Below are 20,729 nucleotides of genomic sequence, written 5' to 3' on the forward strand. Positions count from 1 at the left end.
CTTTCAAATATCTTCCATTATACCAAAAACTGCCAGCACCCTCTAACACTTCTTTCCTAGGCAACCCTATAGTTTCATACTATAAGAAAAAGCTCGGGTCGAGCTTTTCACTAATCTTATCTTAAAATTTTAAAATAGATTATAAAACCTTACTCAAGAAGTCCTTAGTCCGTTGTTCTTGGGTTTGTTCAAAAATCTGTTCCGGTGTTCCGTCTTCAACAACCACACCGTCTGCCATAAAGATAACACGATCTGCCACCTCACGAGCAAAGCCCATCTCATGTGTTACGATAACCATGGTCATTCCTGACTTGGCTAGGTCTTGCATAACTGCCAGCACCTCACCTACCATTTCAGGGTCCAGGGCTGAGGTCGGCTCGTCAAAGAGTAAAACATCAGGTTCCATAGCCAAACCACGCGCAATAGCAATCCGCTGTTGCTGGCCACCTGACAAACTCTGTGGATAAGCAGTTGCCTTATCAGGTAAACCAACTTTTTCCAAAAGTTCCTGAGCTCTCTTCTCAGCAACGGCCTTGCTTTCACCTTTGGTCTTGATAGGAGACAAGGTGATATTTTCCATCACAGTCATATTAGGAAAGAGATTGAATTGTTGAAAAACCATGCCCATCTTCTCACGCATGGCAAACAGGTCATTCTTCTTGTCTGTAATATCGACTCCCTCAAAGACAACCTTCCCCTTAGTCGCTTCTTCCAACAAATTCATAGAGCGAAGCAAGGTAGATTTCCCGCTCCCTGAAGGACCGATGATAACGACAACTTCTCCTCTTTTAATCTCAAGGTTGATACCCTTCAATACTTCATTCTTTCCAAATGATTTATATAAATTTTCAATTTTTATCAAGGTTTCCGTCATTATTTCTTATCTCCTTGTCCCATACGTTTTTCAAAAGCTTTCAAGGCCACTGTCAAAATAGAAGTCATAATCAAGTAGTAAAATGCAGCAAATAAAAGTGGTGTTAAAGGTAGATAGGTTGTTGTAGAAACTGTTGTAGCCCCATTCCACAACTCCATGACACCGATAGCTGACAAGAGGGAACTATCCTTGATAATAGTGATAAATTCGTTCCCCAATGCTGGCAAAATATTTTTGATAGCTTGTGGCAAAATCACGTAGCGCATCGCATTTTTAGGACGAATCCCTAGCGAGTAAGCCGCCTCTAGCTGACCTTTTGGAACCGCATTGATTCCAGCACGAACAGTCTCAGAAACATAAGCACCACTGTTCATAGAGATAATCAAGATCCCTGGAATCAAGCGAGAAAGATCAACACCCAAAATCCCAACCTGAATAGTCGGAGCATTGATATGCATAAGAGCAAAGGCAATCATAATCTGAACCATCATCGGTGTCCCGCGGAAAATCCAAACGTACAAGTTGGCGAGCCAAACAAGCGGTTTAAACTTTGAACGTTGCCCAAAAGCCAAGACAACACCTAAAATAGTTCCCAAAAAGACAACACAGATAGAAATGAGAACCGTCACAACAGCCCCATAGTTAAAATAAGGTAAATACTTAGGTAAAAAAGAAAAATTCATAGTCACACTGCTTTCTAAAATAGAATACTGTATGATTATAACATGGATTGAATTAAAATTCAAATATTTGGTTTAATTTATTCAAAAAATCTTAAAACTGGTAGAATTAGCGAGAAATCTTAGTTTTTTCTAGTCAAGTTGACCTCCTTTATGGTAAAATAGTAACGATAAGAAATGAAGGAGAATCAAAATGGAATCACATTTGGTTAGAATCATCAACCGCCTTGAAGCAATGGCAAAAGACGGAGGAAATTTAAAACGTAATTTTGAACGCGAAGGAGTTGTTGTTGCAGAAGTTGCATACAGCCGCGACGAAGAAAATGGCTCAATCTTTACCCTCCGTGATGTCGAGGCTCGCGAAACTTATACGTTTGACAGCATTGACTTGATTGCAATGGAGATTTACGAACTCCTTTACTAATACAAAACAAGCTGGGTTACACCCTGCATGTCTTACCAAAATCCTTTTTGTTTCACAAATAGGATTTTTTTATAGTTCAAATTCACAATGAATTTCATTGTAACAACTTCTCAAAGCTTCAATCTTTTTACTTGCTTTACACCTCAATCCTGTTATAATGAGAGTATAGAAATTTGACTATTTTTGACCTTTCGACAGGTCAGGCTAAAGAAAGAAATGAGGTAGATGTATGCTTTGTCAAAACTGTAAAATCAACGACTCAACAATTCATCTTTATACCAATCTCAATGGAAAGCAAAAACAAATTGACCTCTGTCAAAACTGCTATAAGATTATCAAAACAGATCCTAACAATAGCCTCTTTAAAGGTATAACGGATCTGAACAATCATGACTTTGATCCCTTTGGTGATTTCTTCAATGACCTAAACAATTTTAGACCTTCTAACAACACTCCTCCGACTCCCCCAACCCAATCAGGTGGAGGTTACGGTGGAAACGGCGGTTACGGTTCCAAAAATCGTGGACCTGCTCAGACTCCACCACCTAACCAAGAAAAAGGCCTGCTGGAAGAATTTGGTATCAACGTAACTGAAATTGCCCGTCGTGGAGATATTGACCCTGTTATTGGACGCGACGATGAAATTATCCGTGTCATCGAAATTCTAAATCGCAGAACCAAAAATAATCCTGTCCTTATCGGTGAACCAGGTGTCGGAAAAACTGCAGTTGTCGAAGGTCTAGCCCAGAAGATTGTCGATGGCGATGTTCCACACAAACTCCAAGGTAAACAAGTCATCCGTCTGGATGTGGTTAGCCTAGTACAAGGAACAGGTATCCGAGGACAATTTGAAGAACGCATGCAAAAACTCATGGAAGAAATTCGCAAACGTGAGGACATCATCCTCTTTATCGATGAAATCCATGAAATTGTCGGCGCGGGTTCTGCGGGCGATGGCAATATGGATGCTGGAAATATCCTCAAGCCAGCCCTTGCTCGTGGGGAACTGCAACTGGTCGGCGCTACTACCCTCAATGAGTATCGTATCATTGAAAAAGATGCTGCCCTAGAACGTCGTATGCAGCCTGTTAAGGTAGATGAACCAACTGTGGACGAAACAATTACTATCCTCAAAGGAATTCAAAAGAAATACGAAGATTACCACCACGTTCAATATACCGATGCTGCAATTGAAGCAGCGGCAATTCTTTCCAATCGTTACATCCAAGATCGCTTCTTACCTGACAAGGCCATTGACCTCCTAGATGAAGCTGGTTCTAAGATGAACTTGACCTTGAATTTTGTAGATCCTAAAGTAATTGATCAGCGCTTGATTGAGGCTGAAAATCTCAAATCTCAAGCTACACGAGAGGAGGATTTTGAGAAGGCCGCCTACTTCCGCGACCAAATTGCCAAGTATAAGGAAATGCAAAAGAAAAAGGTCACAGACCAAGATACTCCTATCATCAGCGAAAAAACCATTGAGCACATTATCGAGCAGAAAACAAACATCCCTGTTGGTGATTTAAAAGAGAAAGAACAATCCCAACTCATCCATCTAGCCGAAGACCTCAAGTCTCATGTTATTGGCCAGGATGATGCAGTTGATAAAATTGCAAAAGCTATTCGCCGTAATCGTGTTGGACTTGGTACGCCTAATCGTCCAATCGGAAGCTTCCTCTTTGTTGGGCCAACTGGTGTCGGTAAGACAGAACTTTCTAAACAACTAGCTATCGAACTTTTTGGTTCTGCTGACAGCATGATTCGCTTTGATATGAGTGAATATATGGAAAAACACAGTGTGGCTAAATTAGTCGGCGCCCCTCCAGGTTATGTCGGCTACGACGAGGCTGGGCAATTAACTGAGAAAGTCCGCCGTAATCCATATTCTCTTATTCTCTTGGATGAAGTAGAGAAAGCCCATCCAGATGTTATGCACATGTTCCTCCAGGTCTTGGACGATGGTCGTTTGACAGATGGACAAGGGCGCACCGTTAGCTTCAAAGACGCCATCATCATCATGACTTCAAATGCTGGAACTGGAAAAGCCGAAGCTAGCGTTGGATTTGGGGCTGCTAGAGAAGGACGTACCAACTCTGTTCTCGGTGAACTCGGTAACTTCTTTAGCCCAGAGTTTATGAATCGTTTTGATGGTATTATCGAATTTAAGGCTCTCAGCAAGGAGAACCTCCTTCAGATTGTCGAGCTTATGCTAGCAGATGTTAACAAACGCCTCTCTAACAACAATATTCATTTAGATGTAACAGAAAAGGTCAAAGAAAAATTGGTTGACCTTGGCTATGATCCAAAAATGGGTGCACGCCCACTTCGTCGGACTATTCAAGACTATATTGAGGATGCAATCACTGATTACTACCTTGAAAATCCAAGCGAAAAAGATCTAAAGGCAGTTATGACCAGCAAGGGAAGTATTCAAATCAAGTCTGCCAAAAAAGCTGAAGTAAAAACTTCTGAAAAAGAAGTATAAATCCTATAGAAAAGGAGTAGAAAATGAAAATTTTCTACTCCTTTTTACTAAAATAACAATAAGTTCTTGACAGCTCAGCCTTTGTCCATTAAGATAATAATAAAGATATTAGATAATGAGGAAAATGCAATGGCAACCCCAACTTTCGGAGAAAAAAAAGAGAATGTGACCTACCAGCACCGCTATGGTGTCTACGCAGTTATTCCTGATCCTGAAAAAAAACAAATAGTTTTAGTTCAAGCTCCCAATGGTGCCTGGTTCTTACCAGGTGGCGAAATTGAAGCAGGTGAAAATCATCAGGAAGCCCTAAAGCGTGAATTGATTGAAGAGCTTGGTTTCACAGCTAAAATTGGTATCTATTACGGGCAAGCTGACGAATATTTCTACTCTCGTCATCGTGACACCTACTATTACAATCCTGCCTACCTCTATGAAGCGACTTCTTTCAAAGAAGTGCAAAAACCACTAGAGGACTTTAATCATATCGCCTGGTTCCCTATTGACGAGGCTATTGAAAATCTCAAACGTGGTAGCCATAAATGGGCAATCCAATCTTGGAAAAAACAGCATAAGATTGACTAAATCATGCTACTTTATTCAAAAAGTGCTATAATAGAATTAGAAAATCGGAGGAAATGTTATGAAGCTTATCAATACAACAAACTCACACTCGCAACTTGTAAAAAGCCAGCTAGAAAGTACCGATGCAACCCTTGTTGAGGTCTATTCTGCGGGAAATACAGATGTTATTTTTACCCAAGCTCCGCTTCACTATGAAATCCTCATTTCAAACAAACATCGCGCTATTCGCGAACCTGAAATCGAAGCGATTCAAGAATTTTTCTTGAAACGTAAAATTGATAAGGACTCTATTGATGAGGCCAATATCAAAACCCTCTATTCAGAAAAATTAATTGGAATTTCGATTCCAACCAAATAAAATCTTAAAGAGATTAAAAAGTCTTTTGAACCTTATGGGACAAAATAGGTTTATTTTGATTTTTAAATCGTCTCTAATTTTTTATCTTGAAATTCTATCATACACGATTTTATAGATAACAAAGGAGACAAGCATGGGAGACATGATATATCAAGAGGCAAGACTTGAAGAATACGAAAACATTGGAAAACTACAAGCCAACTCCTTTCTTGACTCTCCCTTTTTAACGATTATAACTGATGTCTTAAAGAAATCTGATTATTACCCTGCTTTTGTAGAAACATAGAAAATTTTGCTCACTAGAGTCTACATTAAAAAGGGACATTGTTTAATTGCGTAACAAGAAGGGTAATGACTAGCAATTACCCTTTTGTAAGAAAAAGATTTCTGCATACTAACCTATTTACGAAATGGTGAGACAAATATTTTTCGCTACATTCAACCACGAAATCTTTTTAAATACTTTGATTTTATAAAACGTTCAAAAAAGCATTTAGAACAATCAGAAGAGTTTGGCCGGTATCTAATGACTTTAGCTGTTAATACAGCAAGTACGGGTCAGAACATAGGCAGAACTTTTCTGACACATGGGATTGAACCCTATGTCAAATCAAAAGGCTCTAAGCACTTGGTTTTCTTTACCTGAACAGCTAAAAATGCCTCATTCTACGAAAAAATGATGATGTCCTACTAGAGTTTATGGACATAGAATACGGTTCAAAATCAATTGCTAACTGGGAATTTTTTAAACAAGGAATAAATAAAAAAGATTTGGTTCTGCTTCTCTCAGAACCAAATCTTTTTTATTATGTTAGAAACGAATCGTTTCACGTGTTTTTTCGTATGAAGTGACAAAACGGTTGGTTACACCTGGTTCTGCAACTTCCAAAGCTTGCGAAATTTTATCAAATGAAGCATGATAATCAAATTCTTTTTCAAAAATTTCTAATGATTCATTAAAGGCTTCTTGAATTCGATCATCAAATGAGCGATAACGGTTCGAATACTGTAGCAATTGTTCTGTCAATGTTGCATATTGAACAATATTATAGGTTCCTTCTTCAAGTGCTTCCATATCACTTGTTGTAATTTCAAGCATACGGTTCACAACTTCGATATTGACCCGAGCTTCTTCTAGCTCAGCCATCAACTCTTCAGTATGGTTACTTGCTGTAAAGAACAACTGTAAGAAATTCTGAGGAATACCTGGAAGATTGCGTTTTTCCATATATCGCTTAATTGTATGAAGACGATTAACATAAACATTTGCTTTCTGACGAGCATTGATATCATCTTTTTCAATCTGAGCAAGACGTTGACTAACCGCAACTTGTTCATCTTCAATTTCCTTCAAAGTCGCTTGTAAGTTTTCCAAATGATCTTCAAGAAGTGAATAAGGTTCAGAATGTTCATCTTGTTCAGAAGTTAATTCCAATACCGATTCTTCTAAAGATTCTAACTCAGCTTGTAATCTATGAACATGACTAATATCCGTTTCAGATAGTAGATAATTGTTACTTAATCGTTGAAGATCTTCCACTAAAACAGCATTACTATCTTTCATGTGTTTCAAATATGTAGGAAGCGTTGCAACTAAGCCTTCTACTACTTTTTGAGCAGCGATTTCTCGTGTAAAGATATCATAGAGTGAATTAATTTCTTCTTGAACTTGAGTATTTTCATACTCAGCATTATCCAACTCTATTTGTGCAATATTTTCGTGGTTTTTCTTCAAAGCTTCATAAAGCAATTGGAATCGAGATTCAATATCCGTTTCAGCAAAATGATAGTTAGCCTCTAAAAGCTTACGATAACCGTCCTCCAAGTCTTCCAATTGATCAGGTAGTTCTTTAGATAATGTGTTTACAATCGCTGGCAAGCGGTCAACAATGTGACTCAAAGCCAAGATATGATTTTCAGCATTATCTAAAATCACAGCAGCTTCTACCGGGTCACCTGAAGTATTCAAAGTAACAAACTGAGAAAACTCTGATTGGATATTTTCCAATTGTTTTTCAATTTCAGATAAACCTTGACCATATTCTTCAGAATGATCAGCAACTCGATGTTGCAACTCTTCAAACAAGTCCAAGATATGAAGAACACGTCCACTATTTTTAGACTCTTGTTTCTCCAAATCTGCCAAAGCATTACGAATTGCCGCGAGATCTTCTTCAATCAAGCTAATTTGACTCTCGATTTGGTCAATTTTATGACTGGCTTTGAAAAAACGGAATGAATTGTTATAGCCTTCTGCCTCAAAAAGATTATTTTCGATATCTGCAAAAGAATTAAGAGATAGGTCAACCCATTTTTGGTTCCATTCGCGAAAAGTCACCTGACTTTGTCCAATCAAGTGCATGTTTTTTACAGCTTCGACTTCATCGTTTACTGGAAGATTGTACAGCTCTTCTTTTTTCTCTTCTAAAATTGCTAATTTACTTTCATTGCGTTTTCGTACGTAGATTGCGATAGCATAGGCAATCACTAAGAAAACTGCAACAGCAATTGCAAGATAAATTACTAGTGTACCAGACATATTAAACTCCTTTTTTACTTGAAACAATCGTAATGATTATATCATATTTTTTAGACCAAGGGAACTACTTCTCCCGATTTTTTAGACATCAAGTGTACTATAGACGGCATTTTCTTCGATAAACTCACGACGAGGCTCAACTCGATCCCCCATCAACATATCAAAGATTTTATCTGCTTCCGCAGCATCATCCACAGAAACTCTAGCCATTAAGCGGTGTTCTGGATCCATGGTTGTTTCCCATAACTGATGATCGTCCATTTCACCAAGACCTTTATACCGCTGAATAGTTGGTTTGGCACGACCTTCACTGTGGCGGGCTAAGGCTTCTTGAAGTTCAATTTCTTGATCTACTCCTGGCTGGATATATTCTTTAATCTCACTTCCAACCTTAACACCGTAGATTGGAGGTTGGGCGATATAAACATAGCCAGCTTCTAGGATTGGTTTCATATAACGATAAATCAAGGTTAAAAGAAGGGTACGAATGTGGGCTCCATCGACATCGGCATCGGTCATCAAAACGAGTTTTTGGTAACGAGCTTTTGAAACATCAAATTCTGCGCCAAATCCTGTTCCCATCGCTGTAAAAAGACTTCTAATTTCTTCATTAGCAAGAATCTTATCCATACTTGCCTTTTCAACATTCAAAATCTTTCCGCGAATTGGAAGGATAGCCTGGAACTCACGGTTACGACCAGATTTGGCTGATCCACCAGCTGAGTCTCCCTCGACGATGAAGAGTTCTGTTTCAGCAGGATTGTTAGAAGAACAGTCTGCTAGTTTCCCTGGAAGGTTGGAAATTTCCAAACCAGATTTTTTACGAGTGACTTCACGCGCACGCTTGGCAGCCACACGAGCCTTAGCTACCAAAATCCCTTTTTCCACGATACGTTTGGCAATCTGTGGATTTTCCATGAGGAAATCAGAGAAGGCATCACTGAAGAGGCGATTGGTTATCTTGACCACTTCACTATTCCCCAGTTTGGTTTTGGTTTGTCCTTCAAACTGTGGATTTGGGTGTTTAACTGAGATAACCGCAGTCAGTCCTTCACGGACATCTTCTCCTGTTAAGTTGTCTTCATTGTCTTTCAGTAACTTATTCTTACGAGCATAATCGTTGATCACACGTGTCAAGGCTGTACGGAAACCTTGTTCGTGCGTTCCACCTTCATGGGTGTGAATATTGTTTGCGAAACTCATGACATTTTCATGATAACCCGTTGTGTACTGCATAGCTACTTCAACTGTAATATCATCCATCTCACCGTCTGTATATATTGGTGTATCAAAGATTACATCCTTATTCTCGTTGATATACTCAACGTAACTAGCAATCCCACCTTCATAATGGTAATGTTTGGTTTGTTCCAAACCTTCACGCTTATCTGTGATGGAGATTCGAAGACCACGATTTAGAAAGGCCAACTCTTGAATCCGTTTATTTAATTTATCGAAATCAAATGTTGTTGTTTCAGTGAAAATTTCTGGATCCGGTGTGAAGTGAACTGTTGTTCCCGTTTGATCGGTATCTCCAATCACCTCAAGATCAGCAACAACATGACCACGACGGTATTCTTGGTAATGAATCTTACCATTTTTGTGGACATGAACGTCTAATTGAATGGAAAGAGCATTAACTACTGAAGACCCCACTCCGTGAAGACCACCTGAGACCTTATATCCACCACCGCCAAATTTTCCTCCAGCGTGAAGGACTGTAAAGACAGTTTCAACGGCAGGTCGACCTGTTTTTTCCTGAATATCGACTGGAATACCACGCCCATCATCGACAACAGTAATCGAATCATCTGGTTCAATGAAGACTTGAATATGGCTGGCAAATCCTGCCAATGCCTCGTCAATTGAATTATCAACAATTTCCCAGACTAGATGGTGAAGACCTTCTTTTGAGGTTGATCCGATATACATTCCTGGACGCATACGAACAGCCTCTAAGCCTTCTAAAACTTGAATTTGACTGGCATCATAATCTTGTGCCTGCAGATTTTTGATTTCTTCTGTCATCTTATTCCTTTTTCTTACATGTCTAATACTTGTCTTAAATTCACGATACTGGTAAACAAGTGGGTAGCTAGTCCTGCAGCTTGACCTGCTTCAATATCAATCAGTCGATCACCAATAACTATTCCTGAACTAATTTGATACTTTTCTCTTAAATAAATCATGGACTCAGGGTTTGGTTTTCTCTTAAAGCCTGAGCTAGAAGTCACCACTTCTGTAAAGTAGGCTGCTATAGAGGTTTTTTCTAAAATTTCCAAGACCTGATCATCTCGGTGAGAGACCAAAAAATGACGGCCACCTTGATTTGAAATATCTTTCAATAAATCAGAAACTCCATCAAACAAAATCGGATGTTCTAACTCTCTGGCTTCATTTTCCTTGTATTTTTCTAAAAAATGTTCTAAATTGGGAGCGAATGTCTCAATCGCAAAATCCGTAGAAACCTTTAAAGCCTGATAGACACTGTCATGGTCTTGTGTGATACCATACAGCGCTAAAGTTTCAACAAATGCAGCTGTTGAGGTTTCATAATTATCTAGTAAAGTTCCACCTAAATCCCAGATATAATCGTGATATTTCATAGCTTTCATTATACCATTTTTTCATTAAAAAAGCGATGATTTCCCTGAGTTTAGCACATAAAAAAACGAGAGTTTGACTCCCGTTTTACTGATTTTTACCAAAGACATCTCGATAAAGCATTCCTGTTCGTAAACTCTCTGCGTCTCCTTCTAATTGCTCCACCAGCTCGTAGGCAAAGGCAAGGGCTGTTGAGGGGCCACGACTGGTTGTCAAATGACCATCTACCACTACTGTTTCCTTAACGTAGTGACCATCAAGGATTTGCTCCTGAACGCCATCATAGCAAGTGTACTGCTTGTTTTTCAATAGCCCTGCTTGATTGAGGGCAATTGGTGCCGCACAAATGGCTGCTATTTTCTTCCCTTCTTGCTCGAAGCTTTGCAATTCTTGAATCAAGGCTTGATTGTCGCGCAAATGTGCAGAACCAGGCATCCCTCCAGGAAGGACAATCATATCATAATCTGATAAATCTCTATCAAAGACACGATCTGCTCTGACTTGAATTGCATGCGAACCCGTCACTTGCTCCTCAAAACCAATCATATCACAAGTGATATTGGCACGACGCAAGACATCGACAACTGTCAAAGCTTCAATTTCTTCAAAGCCCTGAGCTAACATAACTGCTACTTTAACCATGATTTTCTCCTTATTTGATTCGTTTTAATACTACTTTTTTCCGTTTGACAGGGACTTTTCCGCTCCTTTCTTCAGCTAGATTGGTCTGGTAACTCATTGATAAAAGTAAGCCAATGCCAATTAAGTTACTAATAATAGCCGACCCCCCTTGAGAAATGAAGGGCAATGGAATCCCGGTCAAAGGAAGTAAGCCTGTCACAGCACCGATATTCTCAAAGATATGGAAGAGTAACATCATAATCAAACCTGTGGAAATATAGGTGTAGAACTGATTATTGGATTTAAGAGTAATCTTTAACATACGATAAATCAGCATGAGATAAAGGGCGATAACAAGGACAGAACCAATAAAGCCAAAATCTTCTGCAATGACCGTGAAAATCATATCCGACTCTCGAACTGGAATAAGCAAATTAGAAGCATTAAATCCTTGACCAAACAAGCCACCACTCCCAATCGCGATTTGCCCTTGAGCCTGCTGGTAAGTAGTCGTTTGAGCAAAGTCAAATGGATTAAGCCAAGCCAAAATACGGTTGATTTGGTAGGTCGGCATTCCCAGTTGATGGAGAAAGGCACGACCGTCCTTGCTGATAAAAATAGCTAAGAAAGCAGCAATTCCTGTTACAGCAGTCACAAATACCGGGATAATAATTTTCCAAGAAACCCCCGATAATAAAACGATTCCTGAGAAAATAGCCACAAAAACCAAGGCCGTCCCTAAATCACTTTGAAGTGCCAAAAGAACTAGGACTGGAATGGTAAAGAGAATCATCCAAAAAATTAGCAAGAAGTCCAAGGAAACTGTACGTCTCCATTCCTTATGTTTTTTTGTAAACTGGACAATCACACGAGCTAGCATGAGAATATAGGATATCTTCATAAACTCTGACGGTTGAAACAAGGTGATTCCATTTACTGAAATCCAGTTTTTAGCACCCGTAGATGCAACTAAGCTTGGATTATAAAAGACAATAGGTAAGACCATAAGACCTAAACCTAAAATATATAGAAAGGGGGTCACCTTCCAAAGAAATTCAGTATTAAAGAGCATGACCACAAAACCAATCACAAGCCCCAAGGCAATCCATGCGACTTGCTGCCCTAAAATGGGCAAAATATTATTTGGATAATCATGACTAACGGCTATATAAATAGCCACCACGCCAATAACCAGTAGAAAAAATACTGGCAAGAGCAAACTATAATCGACTCTAGAGTCGAGAGAACGTTTCATATATACTAACCTTATACTTTCATACTATACTATTTATCAAACTTCATTTAAAAATGTATCAATAGCCTCATCAACTTCGGATTGAGAGACGGTTTTAACAGTCGCTTCTTTTGCTAGAGAAGTCACAATTTGTTTGCCATATCGCTTTCCGACAATCCTCCTATCCAAAATAAGAGTTAAGGTACGTTGGTGTTCCCGTCGCATACTTCTTCCCAAAGCTTGCTTTAAACGAATAATGGCCATTGGCAATTGATAATCATAAAAGGCATTTTTTCCTTCTTGATTCAGTTCCTGATTAATCTTTTTCGTCAAGGGCTCTTGAGGATTTTGGAAAGGAAGTCTTGGTATAACTTGAATCACAAAAGGATGACTTGAAAAATCCACTCCCTCCCAGAAACTTCCTGCACCAAGCAGAATTTGTTGTTCACCTTTTTCAAAGCGTTTCTTAAGCTGATAAACATCCCCATTTTTATACTGGGCTAAGTGACTTACAGGAAGCATATCTGAAACTGCTAGAAGCATGTCTTTAGCGGTAAAGAGAACTAAGATCGGTTGTTGGAAAGCTTGAACATCCATCAGCAAATTAGCTACCTCTTTGGCGTAAACTTCTAAGGAGGTTTCTGTCACCAGAGGAAAATCTTCGACTAAGATCACTTCTTGCTCCTGTTTTCCTCGAGCTTCAATCTTGACAAATTTGGCTTCAGGATAGCCTAGAAGGTCTGCCAAAGAAACTTTCTGACTAATCTCAAGAGTGGCTGACACTCCCAAAACTTGACATGAATTAGGTATTAAAGAAGATAGAAGAATACGACCTGATTTTGTAGAAGAAATCTGAATTTTCTTTTGACTCGTTTCAGTTGCTTCAAGCCAGTAATCTCGTTCAGCTGTAAAATAGCGAACCAGCTTCTCAAAGCCTCCTACTTCTAATTCTGAGAAGTACTGATGGAGATTGGCCAGAGAATCTAAGATAGTTTTCCTAGATTTTCCAGACTGAAATTGTTCTATCAAGTAGAGACACTCAAAGCGAATACTTTCTAGTATTCGTTGCTGAACCATATTTTGCTCCTCCAGTAAAGCCTTATCAAGCAAATCGATAATAGACTGGATATCGTGAGTCTCTTGAAGCAGATTTTCTAGAGCCAACAAAATCTTTTGAACTTCATCAATAATCAATAAACGGTCGCTGACAAATTCAGGATTATCTTCCAGTCTGGTTACAAGATAGGCATGATTGGTCACTAAAAGCTTGCAAGTTTGTGCCCTTTCTTGACTACGTTTCCAAAAATCTTCCGTCACAAATAAGCTTTCAGATGATAAATTCCCATCATGACGAAGGTCTTTTAGAAAATGTTGGTAACGGTAAAGTTGCCCGATTTCATCCAAATCTCCTGTCTCTGTCTCAGTCAGCCAGACCAAGAGTTGCATCTTAAAGCGTCTAAATAAACGATTTTCATCATTTTCCTGCAAGGAACGATAAAAGGAATCCAGCTTCAAATAATTTTGTGGTCCCTTTAAGCTATGAATATCTGTATGGAACACTTCCTTGAGACGTTTACCTTCTTCTTCCATGATTTGATTTTGAAGAATCTTTGTCGGAACACTAAGAACAATTTGACGCTCTTTGGCTTGAGATAAAGCGGGTAAGAGATAGCCATAGGTTTTTCCAATCCCTGTCGGCGCTTGAATCAGAGAGACAGGCTCATCTTTTAATAGCAAGCCAACCTCTTTAGCAAAACTTTCTTGTCGTTCCCTCGCTTCAAGATTCAACAAAGAAATATTTTTAGAAAAATCTTGCGATAGTTTTCGTGGCTCCAGGGGAGCTACAGTTTTCTTGAAATAGAGTCCTTGAACTTCTACCAAGTTTGGAGCACTCAGGATAGATTGACTGCTATAAATTTCTTCAATAACTAGGTAGGACTCATATAAGAGAGCGTCAGCCATTTCCAGCAAGCGTTCCAAGAGACCTTTCGGAAGCTGGGTCATCTTTTCTCGTAAAAAAAGAAGTAATTCTGCAGTAGCTTGGGCATCTGAAAGGGCTGTATGAGCGTGTTTTAGAGAAATTCCTAATTCTCGACACAATATCGGTAAGCTATATTTTTCCAGTTCAGGGAAAAATACCTGGGCCAATTCGACTGTGTCAACACGGGGATTTCTTAGCTCATAGCCTTCAAAAAATAAATTTTCGGCTAAGAGATTAGCATCAAACTGAACATTATGAGCTACAAAAATCCCATCCTCCAACAAGTCAAAAATTTTTCTAGCAACTTGCGAAAAATCAGGTGCTTGGGCCAGACGTTGGTCAGTTATCCCTGTCAATTCTTTAATATGAGCATCCAAAGGTTCGTGGGGATTGACATCCGTCGTATAGTGATCGACGATTTTTCCGTCCTCAATCACGACAATTCCCACTTGGATAATTTTAGCTTTACTACCTGTGCTAGTTGCCTCTAAATCAACCACAACATAGCGATTACCAATCGTTTTCATTATAAAGAATTATACCAAAAAAAGGGCCATTTGGCACCTACAAACATGGGATAATTTTCAAACTCAAAGAGATCACTTTTCTTAAAAACTCCATCAAACAGAGCATCCTAGCCTGATGATTTTTTAAAAAAGGTGAAGAAATAAGAAAAATTGAGAGAAGAAATGTCTGCACCTTCCTTCTCTCAACTATCCATTTACTTTATTTAACCATGTCAGGATCGTAGTCATAAAATCCTGTATCAAGGAAACGATTTTTAGGGTGTAATTTACGCACTTCTTCATCCAGCAAGAAGGCTTGGTCATGGCTAAAGTTACCCTCTTGAGTCAAGCTACGTGCTTGGATAAAGAGTTTTGCAATCTCAACAAAGTTCTGACCAGGAGTGTAGAGCCCTTCTAGTTTCCAGTGAGTAAAACCATGCTCTACTAATTCTGTCAATTTAGTCATCAAATCAAGGTCATTGTTGGCAAAGATGTGGGTACCATGATTGTCTTCAAAAATGGAATAGTGGCTCTCTGGGTCACTTGGCTCAGCCAAGAAGAGGTCACGCTTGCGCGTTTTTTCATCATCGATATGCGTAAAATTATAGTAGTTTTGCAAGAGCGGACGTTTGGAATGGTGAATAACACTAGCACCATACACCAAAACTTCAGCAGGAATTTCCAAAATCTCTGACATTTTGAAAAGTTCAGCTGATGGAATTTCACGCGCCAAAACAGCTTCAGACGCACCAGCCTTTTGTCCCCAGAAGTTAATCTGACGACTGCTAGTTACCATAGTCGAAGCATCATAGATGGTTTTAAAGGAATAACCATCGCGATTGACCACGTAAAAGACACCCGCATCTCCTACTGTAATATAGTCTGTTTTGATTTCTTCCAAGAAATCTAAGAAAGGCTTGATACGGTCCATCATATCTTGGTGCATGAGGGCATTGACTGCAACAATCAATTCCTTACCAGCGTCATGAACTAGCTTAGCGATTTCACGCAATTGGTCATGACTAAAGGTTGTTGGCAGACGAAGGCCAAAATCTTTCTCACCGACATAGATACGGTCTACGCCTGCTTCGAGAAGTTGTTTAACTTGTTCAATACTTTCAGCAGTTGCTGTAATGATAATCTTTTCCATAAGAAAAATTATACCATATTTCTCAAAAATCAGCTATGAATACTGGGAGTTTTCTAAAAAGTCAAAGTCATTTTTAAAGTTTATACTCAATGAAAATCAAAGAGCAAACTAGGAAGCTAACCGTAGGCTGCTCAAAATACTGTTTTGAGGTTGCAGATGGAAGTTGACGTAGTTTGAAGAGATTTTCGAAGAGTATTACAATCAAAAAGTGAACAGTAACCAGTACCGTTCACTTTATTTTATGCATGTGTTTTTTCAACTAGGTGGCCATCATTCATAACATAAACACGGTCAACCTTATCAAGAAGGCGTGTATCATGTGTAATCATGACAACTCCTCTACCTTGTTCGTGGGCAATAGCGGCCAACATCTCCGTTACTTGGTAGGCACGCTGGGTATCCAGACTAGCTGTTGGCTCGTCTGCAAGCACGATACTTGGATTGTTATAAAGTGCTCTAGCAATTGCAGCCCGTTGACGTTCTCCACCTGATAAAGACTTGGGATACTGATCTTGTACCTTTTCTAAATCCAACAAGTCAAATAACTCTTTTCGATCACTTTTACTCTTTTTTCCTTTGTCCAGTCTGTCAACCAAATCCAGCTGTTCCTTTACAGTAAGAAAAGGAATTAAGTTAGAAGCCTGAAGAATGAAGCCAAACTCTCTAAAACGGAGATCTGTTTTCTCCTTCTCCGTCAAACTTCCTGTTTCCTTCCCCTTTACCAAAATCTTTCCACTCGATGCTTCCTGAAGTTGTCCTAGAGTCGTTAGAAAGGTCGTCTTTCCAGATCCTGAAGGCCCAACGATAGCCACGAACTCTCCTGCATTTAGCTGAAAATTCGTCTCATGCAGGGCAACGACTTTCATCTTTCCTTCCCCGTAGGTTTTTGTCACTTGAGTCATTTCAATCAATGCTGTCATACTATTCTCCTTATCATTCTGCAATCGCAGTAATCGGGTCCACCTTTAGCAAGCGTGGAAGTGAAATGACACCACCTAGAAGGGCCATCAAGGAAATTATCAAGCTTAGGACAGAATAGGCTATCCAACTTGGGTAGAAAAAGAAGGTAGCTGGTAAGACTAAAATCACTCCACCAATAGCCAGCAAGGCTAAAGCAATCCCCATACCAGCTAGGAGGAAGATTTGACAAAACAGAGACCATACAATGGTTTTGATCTGTATTCCCTGAGCTCGCATTATTCCATAAAGTCCTAGTTTTTGGATGGTAATGATATAAACAAATATACCCACAATCAAGCCTGTAATGACAAACATAGCAAGAATCATTCCTGAAAATACATTAACCTGAGGTGTGTAACCAGGAATTTTCGATATCATTTTTGGAATAGAAATCTGTTTCAGTCCATCGCCAGCCACTTCTATATCATTTTTCAATACCAAGGCAGAGATGGAACGATTGGCTTTCAAGGTTCCTTGTAAGGTCCAATAAGTTGTCAGACTCGTAAAGACAACAGGCTCAGTGAAAAATTTATTTCCTTGAGTCAGGCCTACAATCTTGTAACCTGTCTCACTTCCATTCAGCTGAATGGCATCACCTAGCTTCATTCCATAATTCTCAAAGGACTGATCCACGACAACCTCATCATCTTCTTCGGGATAACGACCCTCCGTCAAACTAGGTGAGATAAAAGCGTTCCAGTCTTGAGCAAAGATAGAAACATTAACTTTTTCACTACCATCAACTAAATTGGTTACAGCGAACATATAGCCCAATGGAGCAGCCTCTTCTGAACTCTTATCCTTGTAGTCCTTTTCAGGAATAAAGGATGCTGTCAAGTTATCATTTGCGTAGTCAGATAAAACCACACCCGTCGCTTGCCAATTATCAATAGCAGCTCGGTTGTTTCGCACAAGACCAAGAGCTAAACTGGTCATAAAAAAGACCATGAAAGCGATAAGAAAAATGGTAGTTAAAATCAAACTATATCGAAGTTTGTTTTGTAATATTTCTTTGATAGCAAGATACATGCTTATCTCCTTTAACGTTTCCAAGAGGTATCAATCAGACACCCCACTACTATAAAAATAGGAGACAGAAAATCTGTCTCTGTATTCAAAACAAATCTCACTAATTACATTAAATAAAATCAAGAAAATAATGAAATAAATTTTCGTAAAAAAATCATTTAGTAGCTTTATTTCCTTGCGAATATAAGTAATTATGAATATTAATAAGTATTTGCTGTCCATCCATCTTATCATTTTCACATTATCGTGTCAAGAAAAGTTATTTTGAAAAGGGACCTTATTCTTTTTGTAACCTTTCTGTAATAATTCTCTGCTGAAAAAATGATAAAATAGGTATGTGCTGTTAAGGAGAGAATAATGCCCGTAAGAAAATTACAATCCTATGAGATAGACCATCAAGAAGAATTAAACCATCAGGTTCCTCGCTATCAAGCTTATACACCTGAAGAGCAATCTGATGCCAACCTCAAGGAAATCCTATTTTTTGTTAATATCGCTGTTTTTTGTATTTGTGTTGCTATCTTTAGTTTTATCTTTTTAGCATTAAAATTATCAACTGCTCTTGCCTTTGTTGCAGCAATCGGATCCAGTTTACTTGTCTTAAAAGTACAACGATCTATTATCAAACGAAAACGTAGAAGATAAATCCAAAATATCGCCCCAGCTGGAGCGATATTTTTATTTTTTCTTTTTAGATGGTGTCTGAATGGCAATCTTCACTTCAAAGATTGTTCCTTTTGGTTTGTTATCTTTAACAGTAATGCTTCCTTTTAAGGCATCTACAATTTGCTTAGCTAGGGATAAACCTAAACCAAAGCCACCTTTTTGACGGGTTCTAGCCTTATCCACTCGATAAAATCGATCAAAGATTTTCTTCTTATCTTCTGCGGAAATACCGACTCCATTATCAGAAACAAGTAAATACAGATTTCGATCAGTCGCTGAAATCATAAAATCAATTTCACCATCCTCCTCGGTATATTTGATAGCATTATCAAATAGGATGGTCATTAGTTGTTTTAAAAGAAGCTGATCTGTGACAATCGTTCGATGGATCCGATTTTCAAAACGGAAGACACGGTCATTTTCAGAAGCAATCATCTCATAGTTTGTGAAAGTCGTATTAAAAAAACTGGTTGGAACTTCTGCAAGTTCAGGCTTAATACCATCATCTCTACGAGCTAAATTCAACAAGTTTGTCGTCAAAAAACGCATATTTCGGACTTCTTCCAAACTAGACGCAATACTTTCACTTACATCCATAATGGTTGCTTCTGGCTTACGAAAAAGGGTCTCTAAGCGATTTTGCAGAACTGCAAGTGGGGTCCGTAACTCATGACTAGCATTTTCCACGAAAGACTGTTGCTTCTGCATGCTCTCAAGCAAAGGCCGAACACTGACTCTAGCTAGATAGAGACTGGCGAGCAAAGACAGAATCCAGAAACTAGCCATCACAATCACAATCAATTGCTCATGCTTTTGACTGGCTTGCTCCAACTGACTGGTATTAATCAAGACAGCTGCATACTTGATATTGGTTGAAACCGAACTAATATTGGTTTCCATCAAAATCATGCGATAAATTTCTTCTTGTCCATAGCTATTAAAAACTTGAATCTGATAGATATGTCCTAGTTCTTTTTTTTCTAACTTAATCTTATCCAATCCCAGAAATCGGTTTCCAGAAAGGAGTTGGGTAAAATTCTTATCAAAAAGAATAACCTCTGTATTGGAACTAACATTGGGTTTTACATCAGTCTTGCTAGTATCTGTAGCAGCATTCTCTAAATCTTTAATCTCTTCTGTTGCCCTATTTATAGCAAGCTGAATAACTGCTTGAGGATTTTCACTCAGTCCATGAAGCTTATCATCCACCGAAGTATAAAGACTCGAATGCATAACCTGTAAAATAATCAAGGTCATGGTAGAGAAAATCAGAGTGAAGACACCAAAGTTGCGGATAAAATAACTAAAGTCATCCGCATACCATGTTTTTTTTAATTTACTGAACATCTTTTAAAATATACCCAACACTACGCAAGGTTTGCAAATTCTCTGCAAAAGTGGTTCCTTTTAATTTCTTACGGACTTTTGAAACATAGACTTCGACAACTGAAATCGTTGTGTCACTATCAAATCCCCATAGACGATCAAAAATCTGAGTCTTAGGCAAAATAACATTTTGATTTTGAAGGAAATAAACTAGTAAATCGAACTCTTTCCCCAGCAATTCGACTGGAGTATCTTCGACTTTAACGGTATTGGTTGACAAATTAACTACAATATTTCCATAAGTCAAGGTGTTTTCATTAAATTTACCTGAACGTTTGAGAAGGGCTTGAATCCGCATTTTGAGTTCTTCTAGGTAGAAAGGTTTGGTCAGATAATCATCCGCTCCCAGTTCAAATCCATGTCCCTTGTCATCCAAACTTTCCTTGGCAGTCATGATCAGAACTGGAGTCGTAATTCCCTTTTCACGCAATTCTTTCAAGACTTGGAAGCCATTTTTTTCAGGCAACATCAAATCGAGCAAAATCAAGTCATAGACGCCACTCTCAGCTTCGTAGAGACCTTCTTCCCCATCAAATACCTGCATGACATCCGCAAAATCGTCTAAAAAGTCAAATACCGAATTTGACAGGCCTAGGTCATCCTCAACCAATAAGATTTTTATCATGAGAAACTCCTCCTTATTAAAA

At 38.8% G+C, this 20,729-nt stretch carries 18 protein-coding genes and 1 pseudogene; 6 read left to right on the top strand and 13 right to left on the bottom strand.

Annotated elements, in window-relative coordinates:
- Positions 1–139 precede the first annotated feature (139 nt).
- Entirely contained in the window at positions 140–874 is a 735-nt protein-coding gene (locus D2908_RS03195) for an amino acid ABC transporter ATP-binding protein (protein WP_117304823.1), read from the bottom strand.
- On the bottom strand, positions 874–1,557 hold the full coding sequence (locus D2908_RS03200) for an amino acid ABC transporter permease (protein WP_001011642.1): 684 nt from the start codon (positions 1,555–1,557) through the stop codon (positions 874–876). Before D2908_RS03200 ends, D2908_RS03195 begins: the two co-directional genes overlap by 1 nt.
- A gap of 190 nt (positions 1,558–1,747) precedes the next feature.
- Between D2908_RS03200 and D2908_RS03205 the strand changes: the two genes are divergently transcribed.
- The 5 genes and pseudogenes from D2908_RS03205 to D2908_RS03225 all read left to right on the top strand — a co-directional run.
- Positions 1,748–1,978, top strand: coding sequence for a DUF1797 family protein (locus tag D2908_RS03205; protein WP_117304825.1), 231 nt, complete (start codon positions 1,748–1,750; stop codon positions 1,976–1,978).
- 229 nt (positions 1,979–2,207) lie between these two features.
- Positions 2,208–4,466, top strand: coding sequence for an ATP-dependent Clp protease ATP-binding subunit (locus D2908_RS03210; RefSeq protein ID WP_117304827.1), 2,259 nt, complete (start codon positions 2,208–2,210; stop codon positions 4,464–4,466).
- Positions 4,467–4,595: 129 nt separating this feature from the next.
- Complete coding sequence (locus D2908_RS03215; RefSeq protein WP_117304829.1) at positions 4,596–5,048, top strand: NUDIX hydrolase; 453 nt, start codon at positions 4,596–4,598, stop codon at positions 5,046–5,048.
- A gap of 58 nt (positions 5,049–5,106) precedes the next feature.
- Entirely contained in the window at positions 5,107–5,406 is a 300-nt protein-coding gene (locus D2908_RS03220; protein WP_000767189.1) for a DUF1827 family protein, read from the top strand.
- Positions 5,407–5,539: 133 nt separating this feature from the next.
- A pseudogene (locus D2908_RS03225) lies at positions 5,540–6,171 on the top strand (GNAT family N-acetyltransferase); the annotation flags it as partial.
- A gap of 46 nt (positions 6,172–6,217) precedes the next feature.
- Here the strand turns inward: D2908_RS03225 and ezrA are convergent.
- From ezrA to D2908_RS03270, 9 genes are all read right to left on the bottom strand, one after another.
- Positions 6,218–7,945, bottom strand: a complete 1,728-nt coding sequence (gene ezrA / locus D2908_RS03230) for a septation ring formation regulator EzrA (RefSeq protein WP_117304831.1) — start codon at positions 7,943–7,945, stop codon at positions 6,218–6,220.
- A gap of 81 nt (positions 7,946–8,026) precedes the next feature.
- Positions 8,027–9,973 (bottom strand): DNA topoisomerase (ATP-hydrolyzing) subunit B, encoded by a 1,947-nt coding sequence (gyrB, locus tag D2908_RS03235; RefSeq protein ID WP_117304833.1) that lies wholly within the window; start codon positions 9,971–9,973, stop codon positions 8,027–8,029.
- Between the two features lie 14 nt (positions 9,974–9,987).
- Entirely contained in the window at positions 9,988–10,551 is a 564-nt protein-coding gene (locus D2908_RS03240) for an HAD family hydrolase (RefSeq protein WP_165847427.1), read from the bottom strand.
- An 85-nt stretch (positions 10,552–10,636) separates the two neighbouring features.
- Positions 10,637–11,191 carry a DJ-1 family glyoxalase III gene (locus D2908_RS03245; protein WP_117304836.1) on the bottom strand — a complete coding sequence of 185 codons (555 nt, stop codon included), beginning with the start codon at positions 11,189–11,191 and terminating at the stop codon, positions 10,637–10,639.
- Positions 11,192–11,201: 10 nt separating this feature from the next.
- The gene (locus tag D2908_RS03250; protein ID WP_117304838.1) at positions 11,202–12,425 is read right to left on the bottom strand and encodes an FtsW/RodA/SpoVE family cell cycle protein; all 1,224 of its coding nucleotides are present in this window, start codon (positions 12,423–12,425) and stop codon (positions 11,202–11,204) included.
- Between the two features lie 36 nt (positions 12,426–12,461).
- On the bottom strand, positions 12,462–14,912 hold the full coding sequence (locus D2908_RS03255) for a bifunctional DnaQ family exonuclease/ATP-dependent helicase (protein ID WP_117304840.1): 2,451 nt from the start codon (positions 14,910–14,912) through the stop codon (positions 12,462–12,464).
- Between the two features lie 199 nt (positions 14,913–15,111).
- On the bottom strand, positions 15,112–16,041 hold the full coding sequence (locus tag D2908_RS03260; RefSeq protein WP_117304842.1) for a peptidase U32 family protein: 930 nt from the start codon (positions 16,039–16,041) through the stop codon (positions 15,112–15,114).
- Between the two features lie 239 nt (positions 16,042–16,280).
- A complete protein-coding gene (locus D2908_RS03265) occupies positions 16,281–16,961 on the bottom strand; it encodes an ABC transporter ATP-binding protein (protein WP_117304843.1) in 681 nt (226 codons plus the stop codon).
- Between the two features lie 13 nt (positions 16,962–16,974).
- Positions 16,975–18,030: an ABC transporter permease gene (locus D2908_RS03270; protein ID WP_117304845.1), complete on the bottom strand. Its 1,056-nt coding sequence runs from the start codon at positions 18,028–18,030 to the stop codon at positions 16,975–16,977.
- Between the two features lie 357 nt (positions 18,031–18,387).
- Between D2908_RS03270 and D2908_RS03275 the strand changes: the two genes are divergently transcribed.
- Positions 18,388–18,675 carry a DUF3270 domain-containing protein gene (locus tag D2908_RS03275; protein WP_117304847.1) on the top strand — a complete coding sequence of 96 codons (288 nt, stop codon included), beginning with the start codon at positions 18,388–18,390 and terminating at the stop codon, positions 18,673–18,675.
- Between the two features lie 33 nt (positions 18,676–18,708).
- Here the strand turns inward: D2908_RS03275 and ciaH are convergent, their stop codons facing one another.
- Together ciaH and ciaR are read right to left on the bottom strand one after the other, a co-directional pair.
- A complete protein-coding gene (ciaH, locus tag D2908_RS03280; protein ID WP_117304849.1) occupies positions 18,709–20,043 on the bottom strand; it encodes a two-component system sensor histidine kinase CiaH in 1,335 nt (444 codons plus the stop codon).
- Entirely contained in the window at positions 20,033–20,707 is a 675-nt protein-coding gene (ciaR, locus tag D2908_RS03285; RefSeq protein ID WP_000590639.1) for a two-component system response regulator CiaR, read from the bottom strand. Before ciaR ends, ciaH begins: the two co-directional genes overlap by 11 nt.
- Positions 20,708–20,729: the final 22 nt, after the last annotated feature.

This window comes from Streptococcus sp. LQJ-218 (assembly GCF_003428885.1).
GTDB lineage: Bacteria > Bacillota > Bacilli > Lactobacillales > Streptococcaceae > Streptococcus.

Bases quoted from the DNA above. Each gene is read 5' to 3' on its own strand.
- D2908_RS03195 (WP_117304823.1), bottom strand. From the start codon at position 874: ATGACGGAAACCTTGATAAAAATTGAAAATTTATATAAATCATTTGGA.
- D2908_RS03200 (WP_001011642.1), bottom strand. From the start codon at position 1,557: ATGAATTTTTCTTTTTTACCTAAGTATTTACCTTATTTTAACTATGGG.
- D2908_RS03205 (WP_117304825.1), top strand. From the start codon at position 1,748: ATGGAATCACATTTGGTTAGAATCATCAACCGCCTTGAAGCAATGGCA.
- D2908_RS03210 (WP_117304827.1), top strand. From the start codon at position 2,208: ATGCTTTGTCAAAACTGTAAAATCAACGACTCAACAATTCATCTTTAT.
- D2908_RS03215 (WP_117304829.1), top strand. From the start codon at position 4,596: ATGGCAACCCCAACTTTCGGAGAAAAAAAAGAGAATGTGACCTACCAG.
- D2908_RS03220 (WP_000767189.1), top strand. From the start codon at position 5,107: ATGAAGCTTATCAATACAACAAACTCACACTCGCAACTTGTAAAAAGC.
- ezrA (WP_117304831.1), bottom strand. From the start codon at position 7,945: ATGTCTGGTACACTAGTAATTTATCTTGCAATTGCTGTTGCAGTTTTC.
- gyrB (WP_117304833.1), bottom strand. From the start codon at position 9,973: ATGACAGAAGAAATCAAAAATCTGCAGGCACAAGATTATGATGCCAGT.
- D2908_RS03240 (WP_165847427.1), bottom strand. From the start codon at position 10,551: ATGAAATATCACGATTATATCTGGGATTTAGGTGGAACTTTACTAGAT.
- D2908_RS03245 (WP_117304836.1), bottom strand. From the start codon at position 11,191: ATGGTTAAAGTAGCAGTTATGTTAGCTCAGGGCTTTGAAGAAATTGAA.
- D2908_RS03250 (WP_117304838.1), bottom strand. From the start codon at position 12,425: ATGAAACGTTCTCTCGACTCTAGAGTCGATTATAGTTTGCTCTTGCCA.
- D2908_RS03255 (WP_117304840.1), bottom strand. From the start codon at position 14,912: ATGAAAACGATTGGTAATCGCTATGTTGTGGTTGATTTAGAGGCAACT.
- D2908_RS03260 (WP_117304842.1), bottom strand. From the start codon at position 16,041: ATGGAAAAGATTATCATTACAGCAACTGCTGAAAGTATTGAACAAGTT.
- D2908_RS03265 (WP_117304843.1), bottom strand. From the start codon at position 16,961: ATGACAGCATTGATTGAAATGACTCAAGTGACAAAAACCTACGGGGAA.
- D2908_RS03270 (WP_117304845.1), bottom strand. From the start codon at position 18,030: ATGTATCTTGCTATCAAAGAAATATTACAAAACAAACTTCGATATAGT.
- D2908_RS03275 (WP_117304847.1), top strand. From the start codon at position 18,388: ATGCCCGTAAGAAAATTACAATCCTATGAGATAGACCATCAAGAAGAA.
- ciaH (WP_117304849.1), bottom strand. From the start codon at position 20,043: ATGTTCAGTAAATTAAAAAAAACATGGTATGCGGATGACTTTAGTTAT.
- ciaR (WP_000590639.1), bottom strand. From the start codon at position 20,707: ATGATAAAAATCTTATTGGTTGAGGATGACCTAGGCCTGTCAAATTCG.